This is a genomic window from Parabacteroides sp. AD58 (genome assembly GCF_023744375.2).
Taxonomy (GTDB): domain Bacteria; phylum Bacteroidota; class Bacteroidia; order Bacteroidales; family Tannerellaceae; genus Parabacteroides; species Parabacteroides absconsus.
Genome location: NZ_CP146284.1, coordinates 537,935 through 555,754, shown reverse-complemented (window position 1 = coordinate 555,754; position 17,820 = coordinate 537,935). Strand labels below are relative to the sequence as shown.

Here is a 17,820-nt window from a genome sequence, read left to right as displayed (position 1 = left end):
TCCCCCAGCTTTTGCCTTTCAATTTGTCCTGTTATCCCAGTTTATTTACGTCTTTTGTAAAGAAAGTCTTTCCATCTTTCTTCGGCTTCTCCCTGACTGAACATTTCATAGCGCGCCATCACAAACAGCAGATCGGACAGGCGGTTGATGAATTGCAACAGACAAGTCGGCACTTCGTCTTGCCTGTTCAGCGTCCAGAGACGGCGTTCGGCGCGACGGGCCACCGTACGTGCCCACTGCAAATGGGCGGCTACGGGCGTTCCTCCCGGCAGGACGAAGTACGAAGTTTCCTGCATCTGGGCTGTCAGACGGTCAATCTGTTCCTCACAATAAGCAGCCAAACCTTCCGGAAGTGGATTTGGATTCTTCATACGCAAGGCAGAAGGCGTTGCAACATGAGACATAACCACCATCATTTCCCGCTGGATATGCCCCAGCAGCGCCTGCCATTCATGATCAGAAGGGAGGAAAGTCCGAACAATTCCCAACAAGGCATTCAATTCATCCAGCGTGCCGTTCGCTTCAATCCGGATATCATCCTTATCTACCCGTTCGCCACCATGAATACCGGTCTTCCCTTTATCACCACCTCGTGTATAAATCCTCACCATATATCAAGCAACTGTTCTTTTCTGGATTAACGGATCGGGCGTGCTTCAACGCCTTCAAAGGTTATCTTCACCGGATTGATGTGTCCTTGCTCGTCGAATGTCATCCGGTCGATGCACGTTACGCGATGGTTGCCATTATCATCTCCCAGCGGGTGACGGTGATAAACAATATAATACTCATCCGTTCCCGGCACCTGAATGACTGAATGATGGCCGGCTCCGGTACCAACTTCCGGATCTTGCTGCAGGATTTTACCAATGCGCTTGAATGGTCCGAACGGAGAATCGGCAATGGCATACGCTACTGAATAATCCGGACCAGTCCAGCCTCCTTCGCTCCACATGAAGTAGTACTTTCCATCTTTCTTGAACATGAACGGGCCTTCCACATAGCCTTCGGGCGTTACTTCCTTATACATTTCTCCATCCTCGAAAGGCTCCAGACCGGTAAAGTCATCCTTCAGCTTCACCAGGTTGCAATGACGCCAGCCACCATAATACATATAGTAAGTTCCGTTGTCCTGGAAGACAAACTGGTCGATAGGCTGTGCTCCATTAATGATCTCATTGATCAGCGGTTTACCCAACAAATCCTTATAAGGTCCTTCCGGACGGTCAGCCACAGCTACACCAATACCGCCCACTTCGCCTTCGTGTACATCATTAGCTCCAAAGAAGAGATAATATTTCCCGTCTTTGCTGATGACTGCCGGCGCCCACATGGCCCGTTTGGCCCACTTTACTTCCGTCGTATCAAGAATAGATTCGTGCTTGGTCCAATTAACCAAGTCTTTGGAAGAGAAACAATCGAAATGCGTCTGCAACTCATACTGGTCGCTATACGTCGGGTAAATCCAGTAAGTATCACCATAAACGATTCCTTCCGGATCAGCATACCAGCCTTCAAACACCGGATTTCCACTCTTTGCTACGGCTTCCTCAGCCGGTTGCTCCTTCTTCGTCTGTCCGCAAGCGACCAGCAAAAGAGCCGACAGAGATAAAACAGAGGTCTTCAGAATTAATTTATTCATATATTCATTTGTTATTATTGATGAGCATCATATTTAACAGCCAAACCACCTTCAGCCGTTTCTTTATACAAACTTGGCAAATCTTTTCCTGTCTGCCGCATCACTTCTACTACCTGATCAAAACTGACCCGGTGCTTTCCGTCAGAGAAGTTTGAGAATGTATTAGCATCCAATGCACGTGCAGCAGCAAATGCGTTCCTTTCAATGCATGGAATCTGTACCAATCCACAGACCGGATCACAAGTCAACCCTAAGTGATGTTCCAAACCCATTTCAGCAGCATATTCAATCTGAGCAGGAGTTCCACCAAACAACTGACTGGCTGCTGCAGCAGCCATAGCACAAGCCACACCCACTTCTCCTTGACATCCGACTTCAGCCCCGGAAATAGAAGCATTCGTCTTCACCACATTGCCAAACAAGCCGGCTGTTGCCAAGGCACGCAGAATACGAGAATCACGGAATTCTCGTGTTTCTTTCAGATGATATAATACAGCCGGCATCACACCACACGAGCCGCACGTTGGAGCTGTTACAATCTTACCGCCACAGGCATTTTCTTCTGATACAGCTAAAGCATAGGCATAAACCAAACCGCGACTCTTGATACTGCTACCATATCCACGAGCACGGATCATATAGTCAGAAGCTTTACGACGAATACCAAGACCTCCAGGTAAAATGCCCTCAGCTTCCAGTCCTCGATGTACAGCTTCCTGCATGACTTCCCATACTTCACCCAAATAATCCCAAATTGTATTTCCTTCGCATTGCTCAACATATTCCCAATACGAATATCCGGTTTTCTCGCACCACGCTTGGATATCACGGATACAATTCATCGAATACACTTCGGTCGTTGTATTCTCATTATATGTCTCGTTGGCCAAAGCACCGCCGCCAATACTGAATATTGTCCACGAATCTGTCTTCTTTCCTTCCGCATCAAAAGCTTCAAACAGCATACCATTTGGATGAAAAGCCAAGAATTCCTTAGGTTTCCAGATAATTTCTGTAGTTGTGACAGGCGAAAGCACACCCAAAATGGCCGCATCCGTCATGTGCCCTTTTCCTGTTGCTGCTAAACTGCCATACAAGGTTACCTCAAAACGTGCTGCCGAAGGATTTTTCTTTAAGAACATTTCAGCGGCCCGCATCGGTCCCATTGTATGACTACTTGACGGTCCATGACCGATACGGAATATATGTCTAATTGAATCCATATTTGTTTCTTTTTAATTCATAGAACAAAGATAGCGAGAAAATCTGGAGATAACAGATGTTCCATCCATAAAATCCGAGTATTTACTCAGACAAAGCAAGGCGGATTCCTCTCAAGCCAATTTCTATAACAAGCAAGCCCAGTAATTCAGAATTGGATGCCTGAATGCTTTTCCAGATAAGCAGCCGTATCGTTCCACAGAGAATCCATTTGCGGATGATTCAAATAAATCGGTTTCAAACGACGTTGCTTGCAGGATGCATACATTTGTCCGGTCTCCGACATGGGAAGCTCATCTAACAACAAATGAACAGCCGTAGCCGCTCCTTGCTTCGGTGTGCGGATAAACGGGCGGAAGAAGATATCTGTCAACGGATCAAACCACATATCCATCCGGATAATATTCGTCGAAACTATACCCGGATCGGAAGCTCCTACCCAAATACCGCGCGACGCCACCTCCAAAGCCAGCTTACGCACAAAAAGCCAAAGAGCTAATTTCGTATTGCTATAAATCGGAATGCGCCAGAAATTTCCTTTCTTTCCACGAGTGAAAAACTCAGGCGTAATCTGACCGATGGCATACGTACAAGAGACCATGCAGACGACCCGGGAACCAGCCTGCATCAAGGGTAATAACTTACGAGACAAAAGATAAGGGGCCACATAATTTACCGCCACTGTATATTCCAGTCCGTCGGGTGTTTGCTGAAAATGTGTGCACATGGTCCCGGCATTATTCATCAGCAAAGCTATCGGTTTTCCATCAGCCAGTAAGCCATCTGCAACGGCCATGACTGAACTCATGATCGATAAATCCACTTGTCGGACCTGTATTTCCTGGTTACCGGTCTCCCGTGCTATCTGATTCCGGCGGATTGTTCCGGCATCCAGACTTGAACAAAGCATAATGACTTCATAACCCGCCTTGGCAACAGCCTTCGTAATTTCAGAGCCCATACCTCCATCGGCACCTGTAATGACGGCACGACCTTTCATGATCGGGCTTCCTCCTCCAAGCGTTCGATTTCTTTTTGCAGGCTAGCTGGGATTTTCTCCTTCAGATGCTTATGACAAGCCATATCCAATGTGTACATACGAGCTATACAGAAGTTGCTATGACCACAATCACAACAATAATCTTCTTCCGCTTTCATACGATTGACCAAATCAGGTGTATTCAGTAAGGCACGACCCATTTGCACAAATGGGAAACCTAACGACAGGACCTCTTCTATCTTCTTCCGAGATACCAGACCACCGACATAGACTAAAGGAATACCCGGGACTTCCCGCTGAAATAGTAAAGCATCATCCAAGAAATATGCTTCCTTGAAAGGAACAGTCGGAATCATCCATTTACCAACCATTCGGACGCCCCATTTCAGCCACCAGCAATCCATATAATGTGTCATCGTCTTGATCGGCATCGCTCCACGCATAACATACATAGGTGCCTTACTTACGAATCCACCGCTTAATACCAACGCATGAGCACCATCTTCTTTCAGTCGGCGAGCTACCTGTAAAGTTTCATCCAGTTCCATACCACCTTTGAAACCGTCGCGCATATTCATCTTTACCAAGACAGCCAGATCATTACCGGCAGCCTTCATTACCTCTTCCATTACCATATCCATAAAACGCATCCGGTTTTCCAATGTACCGCCAAACTCATCTTTCCGATGATTGGTATAAGGCGACAGAAACTGACTGATCAGATATCCATGTCCGGCATGAATTTCGACAGCATCAAAGCCACTCTCGCGTGCCAGACACACTGCATTACCGAATTCCTTCGCCATTGCAGGAAGTTCGTCTTTCCGCAAGCCACGAACAAAAGTCGGGGAATATAAATTGAATCCGGTAGAAGCACCAACCGGTGTTTCTCCACAGATATTTTTATGTGACATATTTCCGCAATGCCCTAACTGAATACTGGCAGCCGCACCTTCTTTGTGTATAGCATCCGTTACCTTTCTCAAACCAGGAACAATCTCCGGACGCATCCATAACTGGCGATCGAAAGACAAACCACTGCGTGTCACTGCAGCATAAGCCACCGTTGTCATCCCAACACCACCGGCTGCCACCGAATGATGATAATCCAATAATTCCTGGGAAGGAACATTTCCCGGACACATACTTTCAAACGCTGCCGAACGAATCGTCCGGTTACGCACGGTCAGCGGCCCTATCTTTCCGGGTGTAAATAATATCGAAGTCATATTAGAATATATAAGGTATTAAACATTTCCGTTTTCCGACAGCTTCCACACCGAATTCTTCACGGTATTTCTGGCGAATGGCATAAGCCCGGGGAGCCAAATTGGCAAACGTCCACCAGACAAATACCCAGGCAGCCGGCGAAGCAGTAGCTAAAGCAAATCCGGTCCATTCCAACAATTCACCGAAGTAATTTCCGGATGTCACCCAATGATACAACCCTTTCTCCGGTAAATAATGCCGGGTGTCGCCCGGCTGACGCAAATGGCGGATCACATAATCAGAATGCCAGTTGATTCCCATTCCCAGGAAGAAGACAATAATTCCTATCCAGCAATTAATCCGGCATAAATAAGCCGACGAATACAATTCTTCCGGAGCCAAAAAGAAAAGCCATTCTCCCTGAATATATCCGTTCAGCAAATTAAATACCACACCCATCAGCATGATAGCAACAGGCATCCGGCTCTTTCCCTTCATCAGAAAAGGAAAGACAAAAGAACGCTGGAAATAATGCAATTCAAACAAGAGAAAAAAGAGGAAAGGAACTGATAAAACAGACCGGTCACTCTGAAGCCACAAGATTAGCATGACGAAAAAGACAGGAGCTTCCATCAGTAGCCAGCCTATTTTATTCGGAATAGAAAATCCCCATTGCGCTGTTCTGAACATACCATAACCCGCTTTCACAAAAAACAGGGCAATAAAAACAATCAATCCAACAGCTGAAAAACCGATTAATATCTGGTGAAATAATTCTATACTCATAACACTAAAGAATATTGCAAACGCAAAGTTAAAAGAAATAAGGAAGAGGCCTTTCCTTTACCCATGAAAATCAAGGAACAATCAGAAAAAGTTACCAATAAAAAGGAATTAGGGAATTGAGTTTATTACATCCACTCAATTCCCCAATATCAATCAAGAATTAAATATATAGTTCTATTTATTTCTTAGCATCAACCAAACGTTCTTTTAACTTGGTCAGCATATCACGAGTCATAGAATCCAAATCATATTCCGGCTTCCAACCCCATTCTTCGCGAGCACAAGTATCGTCCAATGAGTTAGGCCATGATTCAGCAATAGACTGGCGCAACGGATCTACCTCATATTCCATCTTGAAATCCGGCAAATATTTCTTGATACTATTATAAATGATTTCCGGATCAAAGCTCATGGATGCGATATTGAATGAATTACGATGTACAAACTTTGTAGGATCAGCTTCCATGATTTCAACAGCAGCACGCAAACCATCCGGCATATACATCATATCCATAAATGTGCCTGCAGCGATCGGGCATTTGAATGTTTCTCCTCTTACTGCAGAATAATAAATATCAACAGCATAGTCAGTTGTTCCACCACCCGGAGGTGTTACATATGAAATCAAACCCGGGAAACGAACAGAACGTGTATCAACACCAAAACGAATATAATAATAATCGCTCAGCAGCTCTCCAGAGACCTTGGTTACTCCATACATCGTTCTTGGATTACGAATAGTATCCTGTGGAGTTTTATCCTTCGGCGTATTATTACCAAAAACACCAATTGAACTTGGAGTAAATACAGCACAATGCATCTCACGGGCTACTTCCAAAACATTGAATAATCCGCCCATACCGATCTTCCATGCCAACTGGGGTTTTGCTTCAGCCACTGCAGACAACAAAGCGGCCAAATTATATATTGTATCTACTTTATAACGAGAAACCGTTTCTGCAATCTGCTGTTCATTCGTAATATCTACAATTGCAGAAGGACCAGACTCCAATAATTCTCCTTTTGGTTCTGCACCCGGAATATATCCTGCTACTACATTTGATCCACCATAAATACCTCTCAACTTCATGGTAAGTTCTGAACCAATTTGTCCAGTTGAACCAATAATTAATATATTCTTCATTTTACATTTGAGATTTAAGTTATCTGCGAACAAAGGTAGAAGAATAAAAATTGTTTTTACATGATTTTCTTGATTTTTTTCATCAGTTTCTCAAAAAAAAATAAGAACTTTGTTTCGTTCAGTCATAAACTGAACTTCTCCGCAAGAATCAAATGAAAAGTTTGTTTCCTTACGGCATTATAATTAAAACCATTAAATATATATTAACATGTACGGAAAATTTAAGGAATTCTTAGCTGAAGAACTGGCAAACATTCAGGCTGCCGGATTGTACAAAAATGAAAGAATTATAACGACTCCACAGCGTGCCGATATCAAGGTTAATGCAGGTAGTGACGTTTTGAACTTTTGTGCAAACAATTATCTGGGTCTTTCTGACAACAAACGCTTAATCGAAGCTGCCAAAGCAGCCATGGATTCTCATGGTTACGGTATGTCTTCCGTTCGTTTTATCTGTGGTACACAAGATTTACATAAGCAATTGGAAGCTGCTATTTCCGATTACTTCAAAACTGAAGATACAATTTTATACGCTGCATGCTTCGATGCTAATGGAGGTCTTTTCGAACCGTTGTTTACAGAAGAAGATGCTATTATTTCTGATGCGTTGAATCATGCTTCCATCATTGACGGTGTACGTTTATGTAAAGCAAAACGTTATCGTTATGCCAATGCTGATATGGCTGATTTGGAACGTTGCTTAAAAGAAGCACAAGCTCAACGCTACCGTATCATTGCTACAGATGGTGTTTTCTCAATGGATGGAAATGTTGCTCCTATGGACAAAATCTGTGATTTGGCTGAAAAGTACGATGCACTGGTAATGGTAGACGAATCTCACTCTGCAGGTGTAGTTGGTCCGACCGGCCACGGTGTAGCAGAAAAATTCAACTGCTATGGACGTATTGATATCTTCACCGGAACATTAGGCAAATCATTCGGTGGAGCTATGGGTGGTTTTACCACTGGTAAGAAAGAAATTATCGATATACTCCGTCAGCGTTCTCGCCCATATTTGTTCTCTAATTCAGTTGCTCCTGCTATTGTCGGTGCAAGTTTGGAAATGTTCAAGATGCTGAAGGAAAGCGATGCTCTGCATACTAAATTAATGGAAAATGTTACTTACTTCCGCGATAAAATGTTGGCAGCAGGCTTCGATATCAAACCGACTCAATCTGCAATTTGTGCAGTTATGCTGTATGATGCGAAATTATCACAAGACTTTGCTGCTAAAATGCAGGAAGAAGGCATTTATGTAACAGGCTTCTATTATCCAGTTGTTCCAAAAGGACAGGCTCGTATCCGTGTACAATTATCAGCTGGTCACGAAAAAGCTCATTTGGACAAAGCAGTTGCTGCCTTTATTAAAGTTGGCAAAGAATTAGGTGTTATTAAATAAAACCAGGAAAAGAATCTAATCTCCGATTGGAAAACTGATATATCTTAGTTCTCTACAGAAAGGAGATAGTTTACACATAAAAGCTCCCGAGGATTAATCGAAATAAAATCCTCGGGAGCTCTTTTATATGCACAAATTTACCCAATATCAAGACAGATAAAAAAGAGATGCGCCTGTAAAGACGCATCTCCATTCTTTTAAATTAAACTTAATAATATATTATTTATCGTCTGCACGCATAATAACCACACGGTTCCAGCTGTTTTCGCTATAAGGCTGTTCTTCGCAACCCTTCCATTCGATTGTAATACGGCTAGAATCAACACCGTATTTCTCAGTCAATTCCTTAGCAACAGCTTTAGCACGTTTTTCTGACAACTGCATGTTGTAATCAGCCTTACCAGTCTTCTTGTCGGCATAACCAATCACCTTAATCGGTGTGTTGTTTGCTTTCATATACTCAGCAGTATTGTAGATATTGATATGCTGATTCTTGTCAATCTTAGAACTATTCAAACGGAAGAATACAACATTGTCAACTACGTTATTGACAACTTCTGTAACAGTTTCCTTGCATTCAGGACAAGAAACCGGACGTTTGCTCAGTTCTTCATTTTCAGCACGCAAAGCATTGATCTGATTGTTCAGATCATTCAGCAAATCATAATCCATTGGTTCAAGAACCTCGAAGTCTGTCTTACCCAATTTGAATGTCAGACCAGCAGTCAACTGAGCAATACCGTCAGTCAAGTGATACATGCTTACACGGTTAAACTGCTCGTTCAACAAAGAACCCTGCAATTCAACATTCAAGTCAACACGTTTGCTCAAACGGAAAGCTGTCAAGATACCGGCATTCAAAGTAGGAGACTCTGTTCTTGCACGTTCAACAGCTTCTGTTGTCTTGAAACGCTGTGCATAACCAAAACCAACCCAAGGAATCAAACGGAAAACTTTCTTTTCATTGTACGGAGCCCAGAAATTAGTAACATCCCACAACAAATCAACGTGAGCTGCTACATATTTGTTATGCTGCATACGAGCTTCTTCTCCTTCAAAGCCATGCAAAACACCACCATTAATCTGTGTTCTGAATGCCAAATACGGATTAAACCATTTTCCAAATGAGAATTGAGGAGCGAAATTCAAACGATTACCGAAGTCGGCTTTTCCGTTCTGATCACCCAACAAAATACTTGCACCACCCGCAATAGAAATAAACCAGTTATCACCAGCTTTATTCTTCTTGAAATTGGTCTTATAACCTTTTTCTGTGCTAAACCCAACCTGGGGCTTAAACTCCTGCGCTGTAGCATTCAGTACGAACCCTGACAGCAATGCTAATAATAACGCTTTTACTTTCATAATTTATCAACATTTAAATGAAACAATTCGCAATTAAATTAAATACAAAATTAATCTTTTTCTATATATACAACAAATAAAAGGGAGAAATGTTTTTACACTATTCAAAATAATTCAATATTCTATAACCGCCTTCACGCAAATATGATTCTTTTTTCATCAATTTGATATCACTGACCATCATATCATGCACCAAGTCTGTTAATGAATATACAGGCTCCCAACCTAATTTCTTTTTCGCCTTCTCTGCATTTCCAATCAGAAGATCAACTTCTGTAGGTCGGAAATACTGAGGATCTACACCAACGACAACGCTGCCTATACGTTGTTTAAAATCCGTAAGATAAGATTCTCCTACTACCTTATTAAATAAGGACTCATCAATACCCGATAACAAAGCTACTTCTTCCACGCCTTTTCCCCGAAACTCCAGTTGGGCTCCAATTTCTGCAAATGCCATTCTTACAAAATCCCGGATAGAAGTTGTTACACCCGTCGCTATCACATAATCATCCGGCTTGTCCTGCTGTAAAATAAGATGCATGGCACGCACATAATCTTTGGCATGCCCCCAATCTCGCTTTGAATCCAGATTTCCTAAATACACTTGCTTCTGAATACCCAATGCTATACGAGAAACGGCCCGCGTAACCTTACGGGTCACAAAAGTTTCGCCGCGTAAAGGCGATTCATGATTAAAAAGAATGCCATTCGACGCATGCATGCCGTAAGCCTCTCTATAATTTACCGTAATCCAGTATCCATATAATTTAGCGACCGCATACGGACTTCTTGGGTAAAACGGTGTCGTTTCACGTTGCGGAACCTCTTGCACCAGTCCATATAGCTCGGAAGTAGAAGCCTGATAAATTCTCGTCTTTTCTACCAGCTTCAACAGCCGGACTGCTTCCAGAATTCGCAGAACACCCAAACCATCAGCATTGGCAGTATATTCAGGTGTATCAAAACTTACTTTCACATGGCTCATCGCTGCCAGATTGTAGATTTCGTCCGGCTGAACTTCCCCAATAATTCGTGTCAGATTCAGGCTGTCGGTCAAATCGCCATAATGTAGTACCAAATTACGATTTTCCACATGTGGATCTTGGTAAAGATGATCAATACGGTCTGTGTTAAACATAGAGGAACGGCGCTTGATACCATGCACTACATATCCCTTCTTTATTAAATATTCAGCCAAATAGGCTCCATCTTGTCCGGTAATACCGGTAATTAAAGCAACTTTTCCCATGTTCAACTATTTTTCAGATACCACTGATATAAACGATCTATTCCCTCTTCCAATTCAACTTGATGATGCCATCCCAACTTATGCAATTTGCTTACATCCGTCAGTTTCCGCAATGTTCCATCAGGTTTGGATGCATCAAAATTCACTGTACCCGTAAAACCTACCACCCGACAAACCATTTGAGCCACTTCCCGGATTGTATGTTCAACACCTGTACCTATATTTATATGTGTATTTCGGATATCAGGCCCCTGTCCTTTACACAAATCGGCAAAGTCAACCTTTTCCATGATATATACCGAGGCATCCGCCATTTCTTCGCTCCACAAGAATTCACGGAGCGGACGACCTGTACCCCATAATTCCACACGATCGGGAAATACACCATATTTTGCCAGGACTCTTTCGATATCATCCGATTCAGCCTTTCCATCAACGCCTTCCACCGGACGCTGATCCAAGTCTTTGCGGAGTGCCGCCCAATCAGCTTGCATCAGACAATTTGCCAGATGAATCTTCCGGATCATAGCAGGCAAGACATGCGAAGTCTCCAGATCAAAATTGTCATTAGGCCCATATAAATTTGTAGGCATAACGGCAATAAAATTCGTGCCATACTGCAAATCATAACTCTCACACATCTTCAACCCCGCTATCTTAGCAATCGCGTAAGGCTCATTTGTATATTCCAAAGAAGAAGTCAACAGACAATTCTCAGTCATCGGCTGTGGTGCTTCCCGAGGATAAATACACGTACTACCTAAAAACAAAAGTTTCTTTATTTTGTTCAAAAAAGACGCATGAATTACATTGTTTTGAATCATCAGATTCTGGTAGATAAAATCAGCCCGGTAACGACTGTTCGCCATAATACCGCCTACATGAGCCGCTGCTAAAAAGACATATTCAGGCTTTTCTTCCTCAAAAAAACGACAAACAGCACTTTGATCCGTTAAATCCAGTTCTGCATGTGTCCGCAAGACAAAATGATGATACCCTTTATCCTGCAAGTTCTTTAAAATAGCCGAACCGACTAATCCCCGATGCCCAGCTACGAATATTTTACTGTTCTTCTCCACAATCCTCTTCTTTTATCAGTTGCAGCAAATATTGTCCGTACTGGTTCTTTGCCATAGGTCGGGCAATTTCGGCCAACCGGGCTGCTTCAATCCAACCGTTTCTATAAGCGATTTCTTCCAGACAAGCAACTTTCAGCCCCTGTCGCTTCTCTATCACCTCTATAAAGGTAGAAGCTTCCGATAGCGAATCATGCGTTCCCGTATCCAGCCAGGCAAAACCACGGCCCAATAATTGTACTTTTAACTTACCTTCTTGCAGAAACTCCTGATTAACGGTAGTTATTTCTAATTCCCCACGAGCGGACGGCTTGATATGCTTGGCTATTTCTACGACCTTATTCGGATAGAAATAGAGACCCACCACCGCATAGTTAGATTTGGGCTTCTGAGGCTTCTCTTCAATGCTGATTACATTCCCGTCTTTATCAAACTCTGCCACGCCATATCTTTCCGGATCATTCACATAATATCCGAAGACTGCGGCCTTTCCTTCCTGGTCAACCACCGAAACAGCCTGACGCAACATCGACGAAAAGCTCTGACCATAGAATATATTATCACCTAAAACCAGACAGACAGAATCTTCTCCAATAAAATCTGCTCCGATAATAAAGGCCTGGGCCAGACCATCGGGCGAAGGTTGTTCTGCATATTCAAACCGGACACCATAATCACTCCCATCACCCAGCAAACGCCGGAAACCAGGTAAATCCTGCGGAGTAGATATAATCAGAATCTCACGTATCCCGGCCAGCATCAAGACGGATATCGGATAATACACCATCGGTTTATCATATATGGGCAACAATTGCTTTGACACGCCTTTTGTTATTGGGTACAGCCGGGTACCTGATCCTCCTGCTAAAACTATTCCTTTCATATATTTATCACATTTATGGCAACAAACATACTAAAAAAAGATTATCAGCCATAGAAGATTTTAGAAAAATAAAAAACAGAATGAAAACAATGGAAGGGTTATAAATCATAAAGAGGATCTTTTCTCAAAGATCCTCTTTACAGGTTTTTAATAGGCATTAGTCTTTAAGGCAAAAAGATTGTTTAGGTTATCTGATGCAAATATAGAACCTTTTCATTTTATCAACAAAATAAAAATATATATTCTACAACACCTTTTTAAAAAATATCTAAAGTTTATTAGGTTTAAGTCCTTTCCTTTTAACAATTTATTTCCATATCGGAAAGATTACTTTCAGATCATAAGGGTATAATAGACCCTATAACCTGTTATAAATCTTTATCTTATAAGCTCCAGTATTCCATTTTTTTAATTTTATGTCGGAAAATTCCTTTAATATCTCCTAAAACAGCTTTTCCAGCAGACAATGAAATAAAATAATTTTCATCCAATAAGAGATAATCTTTATGAGCTACGGCAACAACAATAGCATCGTAAACACCTTCCGGCTGTTCTTTCAGCTCAATGCCGTATTCTTGCTTAACGGCTGCTGGAGAAGCGTAGGGATCCACGACATCTACCACAGCGCCAAAGTCGATAAATTCGCGGACCATATCAACGACTTTTGAATTGCGTATATCGGAAACATTCTCCTTAAAAGTCATTCCCATCACCAATACACGGGCGTGCAGGATATTCTTTCCTAATCCCAACACCTTCTTTACAATTTTCTTGGCTATATACCGACCCATGGAATCATTGACAAAACGACCTGAGTTGATCATTTTGGGATGATACTGCAATTCTTTCGCCTTATGTACCAGATAATACGGATCAACACCAATGCAATGGCCGCCTACCAACCCTGGATAAAAATGCAGAAAATTCCATTTCGTTCCTGCTGCCTCCAATACATCATACGTATTAATGCCCATCCGATCGAAGATGATTGACAACTCATTCATCAAAGCTATATTGACATCCCGCTGGGTATTTTCTATAATCTTGGCGGCCTCAGCTACCCGAATAGACGGAGCCTGATGCAGGCCGGCTTCAATAATCAGACCATATATCTGCCTGATTTCTGATAAAGCCTCATCATCGCAACCGGAAACAATTTTCACTGTATTCTGTAAGGTATGTACTTTATCACCCGGGTTTATCCGCTCCGGAGAATAACCAACCTTAAAATCCTGCTTATATACCATTCCGGATATTTCTTCCAATAGCGGAACGCAATCTTCTTCGGTACAACCCGGATAAACCGTCGACTCATAAACAACATAGTCTCCTTTCTTCAGCACCGAGGCAACCGTCCGTGTTGCCGTAAGCAAAGGTGTCAAGTCCGGTTCATTATGCTGGTCAATCGGCGTCGGCACGGCAATGATATAAAAGGATGCCTCACGCAACTTATCCGCGGAAGAAGTGAATTCAATATCTTTCCCCACCAGTTGCGAAGATGCCAGTTCTCCGTTCGGATCGATTCCTTCCCGAAGCTTAGCCAAGCGTTCTTCATTGATATCATATCCTATCACTGAAAGTTTATCGGCAAACCCCATCGCTAAAGGGAGTCCGACATAGCCTAATCCAACAATCGCTATCTTCTTTTCTTTATTTCTCAACGCTTCAAACATAAACATCCTTTTAATTTAATACGACCACGCTTTTTGATTGACTGTTGCCTCCATCTGTGATTCGACTGAATCCGGCAGAGAAGCAAAGAAGTCAATTTGTGTCAGCTTCTCTACACTGTCAACAGGAACCATCAGACTGCGCAAAGAGGTCTGCCCGTAATCCTTGTTTTCAAATATAAACCCGACAGCCTCGTATTTATTGTCCTGGATCATACAAATTACTTTATAAAACTTCTTCGGAATGGCAACCCGGTTTTTCCCCAACCGTTTCAGGTCTGGTGTCAAGACAGGTCCCGTTGCAATAAGAAGCTCACCGTTATCGGCTGCCCACATCCGGCACTGTTCTTCCAGATCTTTCCAGACGCCCCGGTTCAGACCCGGCTTTTGAGGGGTAATATTGCTCAGATAAAACGATTCGCGCATCGCTTGTGCCGACCATTTCATATCTCCTGCCGGTGCCAGATGCCCCCGGTCATATCCCGTACGGGTATAATCTCCATTTTCGGCAGAAGCACCTTTCACCATCGGATCACGCACAAATTTATTCGAACGCTCGGCGGCATTGCTTTTGGCTTCCTGACTTGTCAATTCATAAGCCACCCAATTGGCTACCCGATAATCAGAATTGTAAGAAACTGTATATCCTTTATGCCGGATAACTTGCTCCGTACACGACTTGGGACATACCGGTAATTCAGCACCTTGCGGAAAACGGTTCGTCTTCGATTCGGATGTTTTCGGCAACTGATTCTCCAGCGGTTTGACGATTTTATCCTTCACTTCCGAAACCGCCTGTTCTACCGCCTGATCGTTCTTCTTAATATCCGGTATCCAATCGGTAAACTTACCTATCGACCAGTCCTTATCGGCCGCATAATCTGATACCTTTTCATATACAAACAAAACCCCGACAAGTATGACCACAAAGAAACAGGCTGTATAAAACAGATGTTTCAACGAAGCAACAACCGCTGTATTCCGCTTGCTGCTCTTTTTCTTCCGGGCTGATGTAGTGTTTTTCTTCTTTGCCATTACTGCTCTAAAACAAAAAAGTCCGTATATCTATTCAGAAAATAGTTATACAGACAGGACATATTTAAATTGATCAAAGTACGTAGGATGAGACTCGAACTCACACGCCGTAACCGGCACTACCCCCTCAAAGTAGCGTGTCTACCAATTCCACCACCTACGCATATCAAAATGCGTAGTGCCCAGAACAGGACTCGAACCTGCACGACCGCAAAGCCACTCGCACCTGAAACGAGCGCGTCTACCAATTCCGCCACCTGGGCATTTCACTACAAAAACAAAGCGGTCTCTTACCGCTCCTTCTCAGAGCGGAAGACGGGACTCGAACCCGCGACCCTAACCTTGGCAAGGTTATGCTCTACCAACTGAGCTACTTCCGCGTTGACGGGTGCAAAGATAGGTATATTTTCTTACCCTCCAAAATTTTCTTTCTTTTTTGAGCAGAAAATTCTACAAGATTATTCCAAATACAATGATTGTAAACTGATACTCAACGAATAAAGAAGCTACCTAAAAAGTGTTAACAGCCGTCGATGAGACGAGAAATAAAATCCCCGGCATCTTTTAGTAAAAAGCCGGCGTGTTTTCATCAAAAGCCGGCGTATATTGACAAAAAGCCGGCGTATATTTTTATACATCCAACCAGGCTTGAAATCAGTATTCACGAGAATCAAAAACAGAACTAACGAGAACCGTTTCCGATTCCCGTTAGTTTCATTTATCTTGCTCTCTGCTCTTTTCCCGACAAGACTTACAATCCCTGCAAATAGGTTTTCAGAGTGGCTACATATTCTTTCATAGCCTCGTGCCCAACCGGCGTAATCCGGCAAGCCGTACGCGTCTTTTTCCCAACAAAACTCTTTTCTATGCTGATATATCCTGCCTCACACAGTTTATCAAGCTGCACACTCAAATTACCGGCTGTCGATTGTGTTTTCTCTTTCAGATAAACAAAATCAGCTTCTTCAACCGATAACAGGATCGACATAATTGCCAATCGAAGTTGGGAATGCAACAAGGGATTCAACTCTTTCAGCATAATTCTTTCATTTTACGATTCAAGATATGTCCGGGTATAACCATCATGATGGCAAAGATAGCACCAAAAATCAAAATTGAGAGCGGCATACTGACAAACAATAAAACAAACGACAGAACCACTCCTACGATACCGCAGCATACCAAAGGTTTGAATTTGCTGACAGCTCCCGATAAAGTCGTCGCCATGCCCATCATCAACGCCACCATGAACAGGATTCTCATTGGAATGAAAAAGGCACTTATGCTTAACACGACAACAACCGCTCCAAACAAACACCAAATATAAGTAGTGATCCGGTCCATATAATTCCGGATACCACAATTCGGATTTTTCCGATTAAAATACAGGGATGCGGGAGCACTGATCACAGGCAAGGCAAACCATAAAAAGTTAATCTGCCAGGAACATCCTAAAATGGCCATTCCATACCAGATACAAAACGAAACCACAATAGTCATATATCCCCATATCAATAAAGGATAAGCCTCATAACGGGCTTTTCTTTCCTGCGTCTCCTGAATCATCCGCGAAATCAGTTCCAAACTTTCCTTTTCCGATAATTTTCTGTCTTCCATCATATCCTTACTATTTTTAATGTTTCAAAATTAAATTTCCTTCCCACCAACATATCATACGCATCATCTTTTTCCCTCCTCTCCTTTTGTAAAATACCAAAAAAGAATCTGCTTGATTAAATTCATGCTCCAACCAAGTACAACCCAAAATATCCACCATTCATGCGGTGTAACAACCAGGTTTAAAATACCTAGAAATACACAAGTCACCAGACAAGTTGCAATACGCTCTTTTAAATATAACGGAAAATGCCTTTTCTCTGAATTGATTGTTCCCATCATTCTTCTCATTTAGTTAGACAAATTAGTTTATAAAATAAACCATTTAATGAAAAAAGAAAAGCAAAGAGGCGCGCATCTCGTTTGCTTCTGATGCAAATATAAAACAGTTTATTTTATAAACCAAATAATAAAACAAAAATAATCTTCCCCTAAGAGAATTTTCAAATAAGTTGCATTATTAAAATTAATGCTTATCTTTGTAGCGTAAAGATCGTATTATAGTTGAAAAGTAAAAGATG

Annotated in this window: 17 protein-coding genes and 3 tRNA genes; 1 reads left to right on the top strand and 19 read right to left on the bottom strand. The window is 42.4% G+C overall.

Going from position 1 to position 17,820, the window contains the following annotated elements; all coding sequences use genetic code 11:
• Positions 1-41: 41 nt before the first annotated feature.
• The 7 genes from NEE14_RS02345 to NEE14_RS02315 all read right to left on the bottom strand — a co-directional run bounded on the left by NEE14_RS02345 (position 42) and on the right by NEE14_RS02315 (position 7,002).
• On the bottom strand, positions 42-611 hold the full coding sequence (locus tag NEE14_RS02345; protein ID WP_251968734.1) for a cob(I)yrinic acid a,c-diamide adenosyltransferase: 570 nt from the start codon (positions 609-611) through the stop codon (positions 42-44).
• Between the two features lie 26 nt (positions 612-637).
• Complete coding sequence (locus NEE14_RS02340) at positions 638-1,642, bottom strand: glycoside hydrolase family 43 protein (protein ID WP_251968733.1); 1,005 nt, start codon at positions 1,640-1,642, stop codon at positions 638-640.
• A gap of 14 nt (positions 1,643-1,656) precedes the next feature.
• The gene (locus tag NEE14_RS02335; protein WP_251968732.1) at positions 1,657-2,865 is read right to left on the bottom strand and encodes an L-serine ammonia-lyase; all 1,209 of its coding nucleotides are present in this window, start codon (positions 2,863-2,865) and stop codon (positions 1,657-1,659) included.
• Between the two features lie 146 nt (positions 2,866-3,011).
• Positions 3,012-3,863 (bottom strand): SDR family NAD(P)-dependent oxidoreductase, encoded by an 852-nt coding sequence (locus tag NEE14_RS02330; RefSeq protein WP_251968731.1) that lies wholly within the window; start codon positions 3,861-3,863, stop codon positions 3,012-3,014.
• Complete coding sequence (locus tag NEE14_RS02325) at positions 3,860-5,092, bottom strand: NADH:flavin oxidoreductase (protein WP_251968730.1); 1,233 nt, start codon at positions 5,090-5,092, stop codon at positions 3,860-3,862. The genes NEE14_RS02330 and NEE14_RS02325 overlap by 4 nt, the downstream gene beginning before the upstream one ends.
• Before the next feature lies 1 nt (position 5,093).
• On the bottom strand, positions 5,094-5,858 hold the full coding sequence (locus NEE14_RS02320; protein ID WP_251968729.1) for a DUF1295 domain-containing protein: 765 nt from the start codon (positions 5,856-5,858) through the stop codon (positions 5,094-5,096).
• Positions 5,859-6,036: 178 nt separating this feature from the next.
• On the bottom strand, positions 6,037-7,002 hold the full coding sequence (locus NEE14_RS02315; RefSeq protein WP_251968728.1) for an NAD-dependent epimerase/dehydratase family protein: 966 nt from the start codon (positions 7,000-7,002) through the stop codon (positions 6,037-6,039).
• Positions 7,003-7,210: 208 nt separating this feature from the next.
• Between NEE14_RS02315 and kbl the strand changes: the two genes are divergently transcribed.
• A complete protein-coding gene (kbl, locus tag NEE14_RS02310; protein ID WP_251968727.1) occupies positions 7,211-8,401 on the top strand; it encodes a glycine C-acetyltransferase in 1,191 nt (396 codons plus the stop codon).
• A 219-nt stretch (positions 8,402-8,620) separates the two neighbouring features.
• Here kbl and NEE14_RS02305 read toward each other — a convergent pair whose 3' ends face one another.
• From NEE14_RS02305 to NEE14_RS02250, 12 genes are all read right to left on the bottom strand, one after another.
• Positions 8,621-9,766 (bottom strand): OmpA family protein, encoded by a 1,146-nt coding sequence (locus NEE14_RS02305; RefSeq protein WP_251968726.1) that lies wholly within the window; start codon positions 9,764-9,766, stop codon positions 8,621-8,623.
• A 100-nt stretch (positions 9,767-9,866) separates the two neighbouring features.
• Complete coding sequence (gmd, locus tag NEE14_RS02300; protein ID WP_251968725.1) at positions 9,867-11,018, bottom strand: GDP-mannose 4,6-dehydratase; 1,152 nt, start codon at positions 11,016-11,018, stop codon at positions 9,867-9,869.
• Between the two features lie 2 nt (positions 11,019-11,020).
• Positions 11,021-12,097: a GDP-L-fucose synthase family protein gene (locus tag NEE14_RS02295; RefSeq protein WP_251968724.1), complete on the bottom strand. Its 1,077-nt coding sequence runs from the start codon at positions 12,095-12,097 to the stop codon at positions 11,021-11,023.
• The gene (gene rfbA, locus NEE14_RS02290; RefSeq protein ID WP_251968723.1) at positions 12,081-12,977 is read right to left on the bottom strand and encodes a glucose-1-phosphate thymidylyltransferase RfbA; all 897 of its coding nucleotides are present in this window, start codon (positions 12,975-12,977) and stop codon (positions 12,081-12,083) included. The genes NEE14_RS02295 and rfbA overlap by 17 nt, the downstream gene beginning before the upstream one ends.
• Before the next feature lie 383 nt (positions 12,978-13,360).
• A complete protein-coding gene (locus tag NEE14_RS02285) occupies positions 13,361-14,650 on the bottom strand; it encodes a nucleotide sugar dehydrogenase (protein WP_251968722.1) in 1,290 nt (429 codons plus the stop codon).
• 15 nt (positions 14,651-14,665) lie between these two features.
• Positions 14,666-15,682, bottom strand: a complete 1,017-nt coding sequence (locus tag NEE14_RS02280) for a DNA/RNA non-specific endonuclease (protein WP_251968721.1) — start codon at positions 15,680-15,682, stop codon at positions 14,666-14,668.
• 79 nt (positions 15,683-15,761) lie between these two features.
• Positions 15,762-15,845 (bottom strand) — tRNA-Leu (locus NEE14_RS02275).
• A gap of 16 nt (positions 15,846-15,861) precedes the next feature.
• Positions 15,862-15,945: transfer RNA gene (locus tag NEE14_RS02270), tRNA-Leu, on the bottom strand.
• A 44-nt stretch (positions 15,946-15,989) separates the two neighbouring features.
• Positions 15,990-16,062 (bottom strand) — tRNA-Gly (locus NEE14_RS02265).
• Between the two features lie 371 nt (positions 16,063-16,433).
• Positions 16,434-16,721 carry a winged helix-turn-helix domain-containing protein gene (locus NEE14_RS02260; RefSeq protein ID WP_251967618.1) on the bottom strand — a complete coding sequence of 96 codons (288 nt, stop codon included), beginning with the start codon at positions 16,719-16,721 and terminating at the stop codon, positions 16,434-16,436.
• On the bottom strand, positions 16,715-17,302 hold the full coding sequence (locus tag NEE14_RS02255) for a hypothetical protein (RefSeq protein ID WP_251967619.1): 588 nt from the start codon (positions 17,300-17,302) through the stop codon (positions 16,715-16,717). The genes NEE14_RS02260 and NEE14_RS02255 overlap by 7 nt, the downstream gene beginning before the upstream one ends.
• A 60-nt stretch (positions 17,303-17,362) precedes the next feature.
• Positions 17,363-17,578: a hypothetical protein gene (locus NEE14_RS02250; protein WP_251967620.1), complete on the bottom strand. Its 216-nt coding sequence runs from the start codon at positions 17,576-17,578 to the stop codon at positions 17,363-17,365.
• Positions 17,579-17,820 lie beyond the last annotated feature (242 nt).